General features: G+C 65.0%; 12 protein-coding genes and 1 pseudogene. 8 read left to right on the forward strand and 5 right to left on the reverse strand.

Annotated features, from left to right (window positions below; genetic code table 11):
* Positions 1 to 30 precede the first annotated feature (30 nt).
* From L9B60_RS01335 to L9B60_RS01365, 8 genes and pseudogenes are all read left to right on the forward strand, one after another.
* Complete coding sequence (locus L9B60_RS01335) at positions 31 to 1,659, forward strand: ABC transporter substrate-binding protein (protein ID WP_249675377.1); 1,629 nt, start codon at positions 31 to 33, stop codon at positions 1,657 to 1,659.
* Positions 1,656 to 2,606, forward strand: a complete 951-nt coding sequence (locus L9B60_RS01340) for an ABC transporter permease (protein WP_249675380.1) — start codon at positions 1,656 to 1,658, stop codon at positions 2,604 to 2,606. The genes L9B60_RS01335 and L9B60_RS01340 overlap by 4 nt, the downstream gene beginning before the upstream one ends.
* Before the next feature lie 2 nt (positions 2,607 to 2,608).
* The gene (locus L9B60_RS01345) at positions 2,609 to 3,481 is read left to right on the forward strand and encodes an ABC transporter permease (protein WP_249675383.1); all 873 of its coding nucleotides are present in this window, start codon (positions 2,609 to 2,611) and stop codon (positions 3,479 to 3,481) included.
* A pseudogene (locus L9B60_RS30585) lies at positions 3,478 to 4,272 on the forward strand (ABC transporter ATP-binding protein); the annotation flags it as partial. The gene L9B60_RS01345 and the pseudogene L9B60_RS30585, both read left to right, overlap by 4 nt.
* A 54-nt stretch (positions 4,273 to 4,326) precedes the next feature.
* On the forward strand, positions 4,327 to 5,139 hold the full coding sequence (locus L9B60_RS30590; protein ID WP_438866116.1) for an ABC transporter ATP-binding protein: 813 nt from the start codon (positions 4,327 to 4,329) through the stop codon (positions 5,137 to 5,139).
* Positions 5,140 to 5,402: 263 nt separating this feature from the next.
* Complete coding sequence (locus L9B60_RS01355) at positions 5,403 to 6,167, forward strand: M15 family metallopeptidase (RefSeq protein ID WP_249675387.1); 765 nt, start codon at positions 5,403 to 5,405, stop codon at positions 6,165 to 6,167.
* Positions 6,168 to 6,272: 105 nt separating this feature from the next.
* Positions 6,273 to 6,983, forward strand: a complete 711-nt coding sequence (locus L9B60_RS01360) for a L,D-transpeptidase family protein (RefSeq protein ID WP_249675390.1) — start codon at positions 6,273 to 6,275, stop codon at positions 6,981 to 6,983.
* Between the two features lie 128 nt (positions 6,984 to 7,111).
* Positions 7,112 to 8,851 (forward strand): FAD-dependent oxidoreductase, encoded by a 1,740-nt coding sequence (locus tag L9B60_RS01365; RefSeq protein ID WP_249675393.1) that lies wholly within the window; start codon positions 7,112 to 7,114, stop codon positions 8,849 to 8,851.
* Positions 8,852 to 8,977: 126 nt separating this feature from the next.
* Here the strand turns inward: L9B60_RS01365 and L9B60_RS01370 are convergent, their stop codons facing one another.
* The 5 genes from L9B60_RS01370 to L9B60_RS01390 are packed head-to-tail and all read right to left on the reverse strand — an operon-like array spanning position 8,978 to position 13,673.
* The gene (locus L9B60_RS01370) at positions 8,978 to 9,928 is read right to left on the reverse strand and encodes an amidohydrolase family protein (protein WP_249675395.1); all 951 of its coding nucleotides are present in this window, start codon (positions 9,926 to 9,928) and stop codon (positions 8,978 to 8,980) included.
* Positions 9,929 to 9,950: 22 nt separating this feature from the next.
* Positions 9,951 to 10,637: a TerC family protein gene (locus tag L9B60_RS01375; RefSeq protein WP_249675398.1), complete on the reverse strand. Its 687-nt coding sequence runs from the start codon at positions 10,635 to 10,637 to the stop codon at positions 9,951 to 9,953.
* Positions 10,638 to 10,661: 24 nt separating this feature from the next.
* Complete coding sequence (locus L9B60_RS01380) at positions 10,662 to 11,951, reverse strand: CitMHS family transporter (protein ID WP_249675402.1); 1,290 nt, start codon at positions 11,949 to 11,951, stop codon at positions 10,662 to 10,664.
* A 40-nt stretch (positions 11,952 to 11,991) separates the two neighbouring features.
* Positions 11,992 to 12,684, reverse strand: a complete 693-nt coding sequence (locus tag L9B60_RS01385; protein ID WP_249675405.1) for an RraA family protein — start codon at positions 12,682 to 12,684, stop codon at positions 11,992 to 11,994.
* 14 nt (positions 12,685 to 12,698) lie between these two features.
* A complete protein-coding gene (locus tag L9B60_RS01390; protein WP_249675407.1) occupies positions 12,699 to 13,673 on the reverse strand; it encodes a hydroxyacid dehydrogenase in 975 nt (324 codons plus the stop codon).
* Positions 13,674 to 13,774: the final 101 nt, after the last annotated feature.

The raw sequence follows: 13,774 nt of genomic DNA on the forward strand, positions 1-13,774 counted from the left end.
CTTACCCCCCCCTTGACCGAGGTAGCGCCCTTGAAGCTGCAACGAACCCTGGCCAGCGCGGCCATCCTCCTGGCACTGGGCCTGGCCCTGCCAGGCTGCTCACCGTCAACGCCGGACGCAGCGGCGGCCAGCACCCTGAAAATCGCCTTCTTCGGCGACAACACCCAACTGGTCAGCCTGGACCCTTTCCAGGTCTACTGGCTGGAGCACCGGGTGGTGCTGCGCAACGTGGTCGAGTCGCTCACCGACCAAGACCCGCAAACCGGCAAGATCATCCCCTGGCTGGCCGAGCGCTGGGACATTAGCGACGATGCCCGCGAGTACACCTTTCACTTGCGCAAGGGTGTGACCTTCAGCAACGGCGAGGCCTTCGACGCGCAGGCCGTGAAAACCGCTTTCGACAGTGACAAGGCCTTCGCCAGCGAATTGCCGAGCACCTTTGGCGCGACCTACCTGGCCGGTTACGAGCACGCCGAAATCATCGACCCGCAGACCATCAAGCTGGTGCTGGCGCGGCCCAACGCAGGCTTCTTGCAAGCCACCTCCACCACCAACCTGGGCATCCTGGCGCCCGAGTCCTATCGCCACACTGCCAAGGAGCGCTCGCTGGGGGCGATCATCGGCAGCGGGCCGTTCGTGCTGGAGCACTACACCCCCGAAGCCGGCCTGCGGTTGGTCAAACGTGCCGGCTATGCCTGGCCCTCGGCCAACGTGCAGAACAAGGGCGAGTCCCACCTGTCGGCCATCGAGGTCAGCTACGTGCCCGAAGAAAGCGTGCGCAACGGCCAGTTCCTGCAGGGCCAGGTGGACATCCTGTGGCCGCGCAACCCGTTCTCCGACGTCGACCTGACGCTGCTGCAAAGCAAGAAGGCGACCATCCAGAGCCGCTCGCTGCCGGGCCCGGCCTGGAACCTGTACCCCAACACCCGTGGCAACCGCATCCTGGGCGACGGCGACGTGCGCCTGGCGGTGCTGAAAGCCATCGACCGCAAGACCTACGCCGCCACCCTCTACAACCCGGCCTTCCCGGTGGTGGACGGGGTGTACGACGTGACCACGCCGTACTTTCGCAGCCAAGGCCACAAGCTCGACTACGACCCGCAAGGCGCGGCCAAGCTGCTGGACCAGGCCGGCTGGCTGACCGGGCAAGACCAGTACCGCTACAAGGACGGCAAGCGCCTGAGCCTGGTGTACAACCTGGCCGGTAAGGAAACCGCCGGCGACGTGCTGATCCAGGACCAACTGCGCAAGGTTGGCATCGAACTCAAGCTGCGGGTGCAGACCACCGCCGAATGGGCCGCGGCCAACGCCTCGGGCAACTATGACCTGACCTACGCCTACATGACCCGCGCCGACCCGATCGTGCTGCAAACCATCCTCGACCCGCGCAGCGCCAACAGCTCGACCCTGGCCACCAACATCTACCCACCGGCCACGCTGGGCAAGGCCCAGGCGCTGTTCGACGCCGGCCTGACCGCCACCGCCCCGGACAGCCGCGCCCAAGCCTACGGCGAGTTGCAAGACCTGTTGATCGATCAGGGCTCGGCCATCCCGGTGTACGAACGCGTGTGGCAGGCCGCCACCTCGCCACGGGTGAGCAACTTCCACTGGAGCGCGGAGGGCTTTGCCTTCCTCAATGACATCGAGATCAAGCCATGAACCGCTACCTGCTCGGCCGTATCGGCCAGGCCGTGCTGGTGCTGTGGGGCGCCTACACCATCACTTATTTCATCCTGTACCTGCTGCCGGGCGATCCGCTGTCGATCATGCTCAGCGCCTCAGGCATGGAGATCGACGCGCTGAGCCCCGAACAACTGGCCAAGGCGCGGGCCTTCTACGGGTTGGACCAGGGCCTGGTGCAGCGTTACTTCCAACTGTTGTGGGGCGTGCTGCACGGTGACCTGGGGCAGTCGCTCACGCTCAACCGGCCGGTGACCTCGGTGTTGGCCGAACGCTTGCCGCAGACCTTGGCGTTGGCAGGCTCGGCCATCGTGCTGTCGTTGCTGGGCGGCATCGGCCTGGCGTACCTGGCCGCCTACGTGCGCTGGCAGCCCTTGAAAACCGCCCTGGCACGCTTGCCGGCGCTGGGCTTTTCGGTGCCGGTGTTCTGGATGGGCCTGCTGCTGATCCAGGTATTTGCCTTTACCCTGGGTTGGTTCCCGGCCACCGGCAGCCAGGGTTTCGCCAGCCTGGTGCTGCCAGCCGTGACCCTGGCGATCCCCAGCGCCGCGGTGTACGCCCAGGTGCTGCAGCGCGGCTTTCTGGACGTGTGGCGCGAGCCCTACATCGTCACCGCCTTCGCCAAGGGCCTGACCCGCGCCCAGGTGCAGGCGCGCCACGGCTTTCGCAACGCCGCCCTGCCGCTGCTGACGCTGATCGGCCTGCAGGTGGGCAATACCGTATCGGGCGCTGTGCTGGTGGAAACCATTTTCGCCCGCAACGGCGTCGGCCGACTGGTGCAAGAAGCCGTGCTGCGCCAGGACATTCCGGTGGTGCTGGCGGTGGTCACGGTGTCGGCCGCCGCCTTCGTGTTGGTCAACCTGCTGGTGGACCTGCTGTACCCCATCCTCGACCCGCGTATCACCCACGCGCCCAAGGTGAGCTGAGCATGACCACCTATATTCATGACCCATTGAGGTGGCAACCACGCCGCCGCTGGCAGCGCTTCCTGGACCTGGCCGTACCCTTGCTGCGCCGCCCCGGTTTCGTGCTGGCCGCAGCCCTGGTGCTGTTCACGCTGTTGGCTGCCGTATTGCCCTGGCTGTTGAGCAGCATTGACCCGTACGCCACGGTGCCTGCGGCCAAGCTGCTGGCGCCGAATGCCAGCCACTGGTTCGGCACCGACGAGCTGGGCCGCGACTTGTACACGCGCATGATCTACGGCGCGCGGCTGTCGATTCTGGCCGCGCTGCTGGCCGTCGGCATCGCGCTGGTGGCAGGCCTGGGCCTGGGCATCGTCGCAGGCTTTATCGGCGGGCGCGTGGACTCGGTGATCATGCGCCTGGTCGACGTGTTGCTGGCCCTGCCCGGCCTGCTGCTGGCATTGGCGATCGTCACCGCCATCGGTTTTGGCACCTTGCCAGTGGCCGTGGCAGTGGGCGTGGGGATCATCCCGGGGTTCGCCCGCACCACCCGCGCCGAGGTGCTGCGGGTCAAAACCCTGCCCTACGTGGAAGCGGCGCGCCTGGGCGGTGCCAGTTGGCTGCGCACCTTGCTGCGCCACGTGCTGCCCAATGCCTGGGGCCCGGTCGCGGTGTTGGCCACCCTGGATTTTGGCGCGGCGATCCTGGCCACCGCCGGCTTGAGCTTTTTGGGCTTTGGCGCCGAACCGCCCGCCGCCGAATGGGGCACGCTGATTGCCAACGGCCGGCACTTTTTGATCACCGCGCCCTGGGTCTCGTTGTTGCCGGGGCTGTTTGTGGTGTTGGTGGTGTTCAGCCTCAACCACATTGCCCGTACCTTTGAGGAAACCCAGCGATGAGCGCCTTGATCCAAGTGCAAGACCTGAGCGTCAGTTACCACAACGCTGGCCGGGTGACCAACGCCGTGCGCTCGCTGTCCTTCAGCATCGCCGAGGGTGAAACCCTGGCGATTGTCGGTGAGTCCGGCTCGGGCAAGACCACCATGGCCAGCGCGCTGCTGGGCCTGTTGCCGAGCAGCGCACGCATCACCGGCGGCAGCCTGCGCGTGGCAGGCGTGGACATCAGCCACACCCGTGAGCGGGCCAAGCGCGCGTTGCGTGGGCGGGTGATCGGCCTGGTGCCGCAAGACCCCATGGTCAGCCTGAACCCGACCTTGAGCATCGGCCGGCAGATCGGCGAAAGCCTGATGCTGGCCCACGGCAAGCGCTACCCTTCGCTTGATGCCGACGTACTCGAACTGCTTGAACAGGTCGGCCTGGACGACCCCGAACTGCGCGCCCGGCAATACCCCCATGAGCTGTCTGGCGGCATGCGCCAACGGGTGCTGATCGCCATCGCCCTGGCGGGCAAGCCGCAGCTGATCATTGCCGACGAACCCACCAGCGCCCTGGACGTGACCGTGCAGCGCAAGATCCTCGATCACCTGGAACAGTTGGTGAAGGCCCGGGGTATCTCCTTGCTGATCATCACCCACGACCTGGGCGTGGCACTGGACCGTGCCGACCGGGTGCTGGTGATGAGAAACGGTGAGCTGGTGGAACAAGGGCCGGCGCGCCAGGTGCTGTCGGCGCCCAGCCATGCCTACACCCGCGAACTGCTCGCGGCAGCACCGGCGTTTGGCAATGGCCAGCGGCCGGTGCCGTTCAAGGCAAATGGCGCAACAGCGTTGTTGAGCCTGGAACATGTGGCCAAGCAGTACCGGTTGCCGGCCCGCAAAGGCCAGGCCGAGCACTTTCACGCCCTGCAGGATTTGAGTTTCGAGGTGTTCGCGGGGCAGACGCTGGCCATTGTCGGCGAATCAGGTTCGGGCAAAAGCACCAGCCTGCGCATCGCCTTGGGCCTGGAGCAACCCAGCCAGGGTCGCGTGCGCCTGGACGGCCAAGACCTCACTGGCCTGAGCTGGCAACAGTTCCGCCCACTGCGCCAGCGGGTGCAACTGGTGCAGCAGAATCCCTTCGCCTCGTTGAACCCGCGCTTCACTATTTTCGACAGTGTGGTTGAACCGCTGGTGTCGTTCGGCTTGTCGAAGGGCCAGGCGCTGAAACAGGCGGCCCGCCAGTTGATGGATCAGGTGCAGTTGCCGGCCCGCTACCTGGACTGCCTGCCACGGGAATTGTCCGGCGGCCAGCGCCAACGGGTGGCCATCGCCCGCGCGTTGGCGTTGAAGCCGGATTTGCTGCTGCTGGATGAGCCGGTGTCGGCCCTGGACGTGTCGGTGCAGGCGCAGATCCTCGACCTGTTGCGCACCTTGCAGGCCGAGTTGGGGGTGGCCTACGTGCTGGTGTCCCACGACCTGGCGGTGGTGGAAAGCCTGGCCCATCAAGTGCTGGTGTTGCGCCAAGGGCAGGTGGTGGAGCGCGGGGCGGCGAGCCAGGTGTTGAATACGCCTGGGCACCGGTACACGCAGGAATTGTTGGACGCCATCCCGGGGCGGGCCGCTTCTGTTGGAGCGGCCCGCCCCGGTTCATCCGCGAAGACCGCGTCGCGGTATGCCTGATTCAATGCGCTGGCCTTTTCGCGGATGAATCCGCTCCTACAGGGTCGGTGTTCACCCAGTCACGCAGCTCGCGGCGACCGGCCGTGCCACACAGCAAGGCGCGCAGGGTGGCGAATCGGGGCTTGGCAGCGGCGGGAATAGACGGCATTGTCGTGCTCTCATTTTGCGTTGAATCCAGTAGGTCGAGGCCCGCCGTGCAGCACCATGCCAAACACCCCTCCTTTGCACAGGACTTACTCTACCGGCCCTTCTGGAGACACTGGATGCACGCTCGACACCCCCTCGCGACGCTGACCTGGCTGTTCGCGGGCCTGATCGCGTCAAGCACCACCTACGCCGAACCCAAGCCCGACACCATGGTGTACTTGAGCACCGTGGCCCCCAGCATCGAGCAAGACATCCGCTACGCCAGCGCCCACAACTTCACCGGGCACCCGCTCGACGGTTACGCCGCTGCCCAGTGTGTGCTGTCGCTGGACGCGGCCCAGGCGCTGGGCCGGGTGCAGGCTGCGTTGCGTTCGCAAGGCCTGGGCTTGAAGGTCTTCGATTGCTATCGCCCTGCCCGGGCGGTCGCCGACATGGGGCGTTTCGCCTCGCAGCCAGGCGACCCGCGCAAGGCCGAGTTCTACCCCAGGGTGCACAAGCAGGACTTCTGGCGGTTGGGCTACGTGGCCCGCGTGTCCAATCACTCCAGGGGTGCCACGTTGGACCTGACCCTGGTGGGCCCCGACGCGCTGCCGGCCCAAACCTGGACCCCAGCGAGCGCGCAAGTCGATTGTGCCGCGCCCTACGGCCAACGTTGGCATGACGGTGCCCTGGACATGGGCACCGGATTTGACTGTTTCGACGAACGCGCCCATACCCAGGCGCCCATGATCAGCGCCACCGCCCGGCAGAACCGCCAACGGTTGGCCAGCGCCATGGCCAAGGAGGGTTTTGCCGGGTATTCGGGCGAGTGGTGGCACTTCACTTTCAAGGGCGTGGGCGCTCCAGCCAAGGTCATGGACTTCCCCATTACGGCGCCCTGATGGGAAGCCTTTCCTTCGCAACATCGCTACATTTATTAGCCATTGAGCCCTACCCAGTGCGGTGCTAGTTTCTGCGCACAGACACTGATCAAGGAAGGTTGCGCCATGAAAGGCTGGCCGCTGTTGATGCTGTTTTTTCCATTGGCCGCGCTCGCGCAGGTCCCGGATACCAGTGACCAATTGATCGTGGTCACCACGAAAAACTGGACCGATACCCAAGGCACCGCCCAGCGCTATGAACGCCAGGGTGGCAGCTTCAAAAAGTACCAGGCGCCCTTCGCGGTGGTGATCGGCAAGAACGGAATGGCCTGGGGCCAGGGCTTGGTCCCCGTTGAGCCCGGCGCCGACCCGGTCAAACGGGAAGGCGATGGCAAGGCACCGGCCGGGGTGTTCAAATTGGGCACCGCGTTTGGTTATGACAGCCGGGCCGAGACAAAAATGCCTTACCTTGCCGCAAGCCCAACCGTGGAATGCGTGGATGACAGCACCTCCTCCCACTACAACACGCTGGTCGACACCACCACGGTGCAAAAGGATTGGAGCAGCGCCGAGCAGATGCGCCGTAACGATGACCTCTACCGCAAGGGTATTTTCATTCAGCACAACACCCCTGCGACTGCGACGGCAGGTTCGTGCATCTTTTTCCACATCTGGCGCAATCCCACCTCCCCGACACTGGGCTGCACGGCCATGGACCCCGCCAGCCTCTCCGGTTTGCTGACCTGGCTTGATCCGCAACAGGCTCCGCTGTTGGTGCAAATGCCAGAAGCGCAGTACGAGCATTATCGCCAGCAATGGCACCTGCCGGCTCGATAAAATTCCGTTTTATGGAACCCAATTCCAAATAAATCACCGTTTGGGCAAAAAGCAGTTGTCAAACCTCTTGGATTTTTGGAATATGATTCCAATAAAAGCATAAATTCCAAAAGAGGTAGATATACGCCATGAAACCCCACCTGCCGCATTGGGATCAGGAAGTCGACCTGCTGGTGTTCGGCGCCGGCACCGCTGGCATGACCACCGCGCTGATGGCCAGCCACCACGGGCTGGACGTGTTGCTGTGCGAGAAAACCGCAGCAGTGGGCGGCATCAGTGCCACCTCGGGCGGCACCACCTGGGTACCCGGCACCACCCAGAGCCAGCGCGCTGGGGTCGCCGACAAGGTGGAGGATGCCGCCACCTTTCTCAAGGCGGTGGTCGGCGAGCGCGGTGGCCAGGCCCTGCGCGAGGCGTTCCTGGCCTGCGGGCCACAGGCGATCGACGAGCTGGAGCGCATCAGTGAAGTGAAATTTATCGCCGCCGTCGCCCACCCCGACTACGTCAGCGGCCCGGGCGCCGCGTTCGGTGGCAGGGCCCTGGCACCGATCGCCTTCGATGGCCGGCTACTCGGCAAGGACTTTGCCCGGGTGCGGCCACCGCGTCCGGAGTTCATGGGCTTGGGCGGCATGATGGTGCCCCGAGCAGACCTCGATGCGTTGCTCTCACCGTTCGCCTCAGTGAAAAACCTGACCCGCACCTTGAGCGTGGTCGGGCGCTATTGCCGCGACCGCCTCAGCCATGCCCGGGGCACGAACCTGGTGATGGGCAACGCCTTGGTCGCCCGGCTGTTCTACAGCCTGCGCCAACAAAACGTGGCCATCCGTTTTGAAACACCCTTGCACGAGCTGATCCTGGAAAACGGCCAGGTAGTGGGCGCCGTGGTGCTGCATAACGGCCAACCGCAGCGCATTCGCGCACGCCGTGGCGTGGTATTGGCCACCGGTGGCGTAACCCGCCACCCTACCCTGCGCAAGCAACTGTTCCCGGCCGCCGCCCAGCCGCTTTCACTGTCGCCCCTGACCCATACCGGCGATGGCATCGACCAGGCGCTCAAAGCCAACGCGCAACTGGACAACGGCCACGACAGCCCCGGCCTGTGGATGCCTTGCTCGATCCGCACCGACAAAAACGGCTACCAGGCCGTGTGGCCGCACATCTTGCTGGACCGCGCCAAGCCAGGGCTGATCGCGGTCAACGGCCGGGGCCTGCGTTTCGTCAACGAGTCCGATTCCTACCACGACTTTGTCATGGGCATGCTGGCCGACAACAGCGCCACCGCCCACCTGATTTGCGACGAAGCGTTCCTGCGGCGCTACGGGCTGGGCCTGGTGATGCCGTTGCGCAGCGGAGCCAACATCGCCCGCTTCGTCAAGGCCGGCTACCTGGTCAAAGGCCGCACCCTGGCCGAGCTTGCCGGCAAATTGAAGGTAGACGCCCAAGGCCTGGAAACCACCGTGAACAGCTACAACACCGCGGCCGCCCGCGGTGAAGACCCCGCGTTCGGCCGTGGCGCCAGCCCCATGAACCGCTACAATGGCGACCCGCAACAAACGCCCAACCCTTGCGTACGGCCACTGGGCCAGGGCCCCTATTACGCGGTCACCGTGCAACCGGCTGACCTGGCCTGCAGTGCGGGCTTGAGCGGCAACGCCGATGGCCAGGTGCTGGACACCCAGGGCCAGGTGATCGAAGGGCTGTATGCCTGCGGCAATGACCTGACCTCGATCTTTCGCGGCACCTACCCAGGCCCGGGGACCACGCTGGGGCCGGCGATTGTGTTTGGCTGGCGGGTGGCGCGGCATGCGGCGGGTATTGGCCAGGCGGCTGTCAACGCCTCGGAACGCAGCGCGGCCATGGCCCGTTGATAAAGGGTTCTGACGAAGGGCTAGGCACATTTGGCTAGCTCATTTCGCGAGCTCGGCTTCAGCGCTGCGGGCTTGGCTGGTGCGCTGAACGTGTCCACGCCAACCGTCAACGAAGAGTGCTTGCCCTCATAGCGTTTGGAACCCAAACAACACCGCGGGATTGTCCACCAAAATCGCACTGCGCTGTTGTTCAGACGGCGCCCACTGCCCCAACAAATTGAACAGGCTCAGGTCATCCGGCACTGGCGTCTCCCCCGCCTGCGCCGCCGGGTGCGGCCAGTTCGAGCCCCAGACCACGCGCTCCGGTGCCGCGGCAAGGTAACTGCGAGCAACCTGCGAGGTATCGCCATAGCCGGGCGGCCCCACCCGGGTATCCATGTAGGCACCGGACAGTTTGACCCAGCCCCGCCCGCTGTCCAGCGCGCGGCGCACCACCTTGTACGCATCCGAAGTCACGCCCGCCGGTTGCGGCACATGGCCCATGTGGTCGAACACCACGGGCGTGGGCAGCGTGAGCAAGCGATCGGACAACTCCACCAACTGCGCGGCAGGCATGTAGAACTGCATGTGCCAGCCCAGTGGGTGGATGCGCTGTGCAAGCAGTTCGATGTCTTGCGGGCGCACCGGGTTGGTTCGGCCGAACAGCACGCGAATCCCCCGCACCCCACGCGCATGCATGTCTGCCAACGCAGCGTCGCTGATGCTCGGGTCAATGACTGCGATACCTCGGGCCGAGTGCCCCATTTGCGCCAAGGCGTCGAGCAGGCAAGCATTGTCGGTGCCATAGGCCGACGGCGTGACGATCACGTTGCGGGTGGTGCCCAAACGGCGTTGCAACACACGGTAGTCGGCCACCGTCGCATGTGCCGGGGTCAGCCTGGCGCCTGGCACGAAGGGGAAGCGATTGTCGTAGATATGATGATGGCAATCGCAGGCGCCCGGTGGGGCCGCAAACAGGGGCTTGGTCGGTAACGCTGGCTCAGCGGCGGCCAACACGCGGCCGACACCGAACATCATCATACCCGTGGTGGCCAGGCCACCCAGCACTGCCCTGCGGCTGTACGGTAATTGCGTCATTGAAGTTCCCCGCTCGTTATTGTTATTGAGAAAAATGCACCCGGTTCGAGCGCCTGATCAGCCAACCAACGCCCACCACTGCCAGCGCCCCGCTGCCAGCCGCCAGGTAATGCAGTACTTGCCCGGCCACCGGCAACCACCCCGCCACCAGGCGATCGGTCACGGCCATGCCGCCCGCCACCCAGCCCAACAGCCCGGCCCCCAGCACGATGACCCAGGGAAAACGCTCCATCACGGCCAGGACCAAACGGCTGCCCCAGACAATGATCACGATGCTGATCAGCACGCCCAACGACACGATGAAAAGGTCACCTCCTGCCGCGCTGGCCACGGCCACCACATTGTCCAGCGACATCACCGCATCAGCGACGATGAGGGTGCGCACCGCAGACAAAAAGGTCGCGCCGCCATCGATTTCGGCGTCGTCATCACTGGCCGCCAACAGCTTGATGCCGATCCACAGCAACAGCAGCGCGCCGACGATTTTCAGGCCCGGTAGGCCGAGCAGCTTCACCGCGCACACCAACATCAGAATGCGCAGCACGACCGCGCCGGCCACGCCCAGCAGTACCGCTTTGCGCCGCAGGTGCGCCGGCAGGTTGCGCGATGCCAACGCGATGACGATGGCGTTGTCGCCACCCAGCAACAGGTCCAGCAATACGATTTGCGGTAACGTGGACCAGGCGATGGCCTCGAAAAAAGCGTGCATACAAGGGTCTCGCAAGTTTAAAAGTCAGTGGGCGAAAACCGGTACGATCCCCGTCAGCAACGCGATGGCCAACAGGATCAAGCTGCTGATAAACGACCATTTGAGGGTGAAGCGCTGGCTCTCGGCGTAGTCCAGGTCGAGCATGCTGACCACCAGGTAGGTCGAGGCCACCAACGGGCTCAAGATGTGCACCGGCTGCCCCACCAGGGAGGCGCGGGCCATTTCGATGGCGCTGATGCCATGGTGCTGGGCGGTTTGCGCAAGGATCGGCAAAATGCCGAAATAGAACACGTCATTGGAGACCAGCCACGTCACCGGGATGCTCAGCAAAGCGGTGATCAACGCCATGTAAGGGCCCAGGCTGTCTGGCACCACCTGCACCAGGCCACTGGCCACGGCGTTGGCCATGCCCGCGCCGTTAAGCACGCCGGTAAAAACGCCCGCAGCGAAGATCAGGCTGGACACCGCCAGTATCGGCGGCGCATGCAATGCCAGTTGGTCATGCTGCGCCTTGAGGCTGGGGAAGTTCACCACCAGCGCGATGCACGCCGCCACCATGAACAGGTAGCTGAGCGGCAGCACTTCCAGGCACAGGCCCACCAGCAGCGCGACAGTCAGCAACCAGTTGAAATAAAAACGCCACCCCCCCTGCCCGCGATGCTGGCTGCGTTCGGCGAAGTCACCGTTCAAATCGATCGCCCCACCCAAGCGCGCCCGCTCGCGGCGGCCGAACAGGTAGGCGAGCACAAACGTCCAGGCCACGCAACCGAGCAGTGCCGGCAGCATGGGCACGAACATCTGGCCCACGTCCACGTGCATGGCGGTGGCCGCTCGCGCCGTCGGCCCGCCCCACGGCACCATGTTGCCCAGGCCCGCCACCTGCAGCAGCAGGCAGCACACCATCGGCAACGACAGGCCCAAGCGTTTGTAAATCGGCAAGAAGGCCGACAGCACGATCATGTAGATGGTCGCCCCATCGCCATCCAGCGCGACGATGAACGCCAACGCCACGGTGCCGATGAAGATCCGCACCGGGTCGCCCTTCACCGCGCCGACGATGCGTGACACCAGCGGGTCGAACATCCCGGCCTCGGTCATGGTCAGGAAGTACAGCATGGCGAAGATCATCAGCACCCCGTTGGGTGCGACCATCTTCAGCCCGTCGATCACGTACCTGGGCAGGTCCGCGTAGAAGCCGCCGATCAAGGCAAATAGGGTGGGGATCAAGATCAGTGCGGTCAGCGCCGAGAGCTTCTTGCTCATCAGAAAATAGATAAAGCAGGCCAACATGATGAAGCTGAGCAACATGAGCATGGCGGGTTCCTGTTTCTTATAGTTGTTCAGGTGTTGCGAATCAGACCGGCAGCCCCTTGGCGCGCAGCAGCGAATCAAAACGCTCGGGGTCGGCGGTGCCGGCCTGGTTGGTTTCACGGATGCCCGCCTCGCGCTGCAGGTGCGCCAGGGTCTTGGGCAGCAAGGCGCCAGCGTCTTGCGCCGGGATGGCGATGACCCCGTCGGCATCGCCCAGCACCAGGTCGCCCGGCAGCACGCACAGGCCGGCGCAGGCGATTGGCACGTTGATCTCACCCGGGCCGTCCTTGCTCGGCCCGCGATGGGTGTGCCCGGCGGCGAACACCGGGATGATGCCTTCGGCCAGCTCTTCCAAATCGCGCACCGCACCGTCGATGACGATGCCGCCCAACTTGACTCGCAGCGCCGTGGTGCGCACCAGGCCACCGATCACCGCCTGGCTGACGTCGCCGCCGCCGTCGATCACCAGCACGTCGCCGGGCTGCACCATCATCAGCGCCTTGTGCACCATCAGATTGTCGCCAGGGCGCACGCGCAGGGTAAACGCCGGGCCGCACAGTTTGAGGGCCAAGTCACCGTGGTAAATGCGCAGGCCTCGGGCACCGATGCTGCGGCCCATGCAGTCACCCGCCACGGCTACCGGGATGTCGCGAAAGGCCTGGACCAAGTCGGCTGGCAGGCTGTCGACCCGTGGGTTGATGCGGTAGCCGGCGGGCCATTGCTGGGGAGTGGTCATGAGGCAATCCTGTTCTATCGGTTGAAGACACAAGGGTTTACACAGGCGCTGGGCGCCACCGGGGTACCGTTCAAATAGCCGAGCACGTTCTGCACCGCGCCCAGTGCCATGGCGGCCAATGCTGCCGGGGTGGAACCGCCGACGTGAGGGGTCAACACCACGTTGTGCAGGGTGAGCAGCGGGCTATCGGCGGGCAGCGGCTCCACGGCCATGGTGTCCAGGCCCGCGGCAAATAGCTGGCGATCACGCAGCGCTTGAATCAGCGCCGGTTCGTCGATCACTTCGCCACGGGCGGTGTTGATCAGCAGTGCATCCTGCGGCAACAACGCCAGTTGCTCGGCACCGATAAAGCCACGGGTTTCAGGGGTCAGGGGCACGTGCAGGCTGAGCACCTGGCTGCGCGGCAGCAGGTGCGCCAGCGTCTGGGCACGTTCGGCACCCTGCAGATCGGCGCCGGCTGGCAACAGCGGGTCGTACACCACCACTGGCATGCCGATGGCCTGGCAAGCCTGCGCGACACGCCGTGCCACTTGGCCGTAACCGACCAGGCCCAGGGTGCGGCCGCTCAACTGCAAGCCATCCTGCGCGCGGGACCAACGCCCGGCGCGCAGTTCGCTGTCCATCCAATTGACCTTGCGCGCTGCGGCGAACATCAGCGCCAGGGTCATCTCGGTGACCGATTGGGCGTTGGCCCCCGGCGTCACGTACACCGGAATGCCGCGCTCGGTGGCCGCGGGCACGGCGATATTACTGACGCCCACGCCATGTTTGGAAATCACCTTCAGCGTGGGGCAAGCGGCGATCGCCGCCGCACTGAGGTCCAGAGTACGGGAGATCACTGCGTCGATGGGCTCGCGGGCCATCAGCCGTTCGATATCGGCAGCGCCCTGCCCGGCCGCAATGAACAACACCCGGCAGTCCTGGGCGGCGAGCAGATCGAGGCCGGCCCGGGCCAGTGTGGGCGCGGTGACCAAGAGGGTATGAGGCATGAGGTACGACTCCGGCTTTTTGTTTTTAGGCCCCTTTTGAGTGGGGCATGCCGGAAGTATCACGCGGACAAATGTTCGAATCTATTAGCGTATTTTCAACG

It is taken from the genome of Pseudomonas abieticivorans (genome assembly GCF_023509015.1).
Taxonomy (GTDB): domain Bacteria; phylum Pseudomonadota; class Gammaproteobacteria; order Pseudomonadales; family Pseudomonadaceae; genus Aquipseudomonas; species Aquipseudomonas abieticivorans.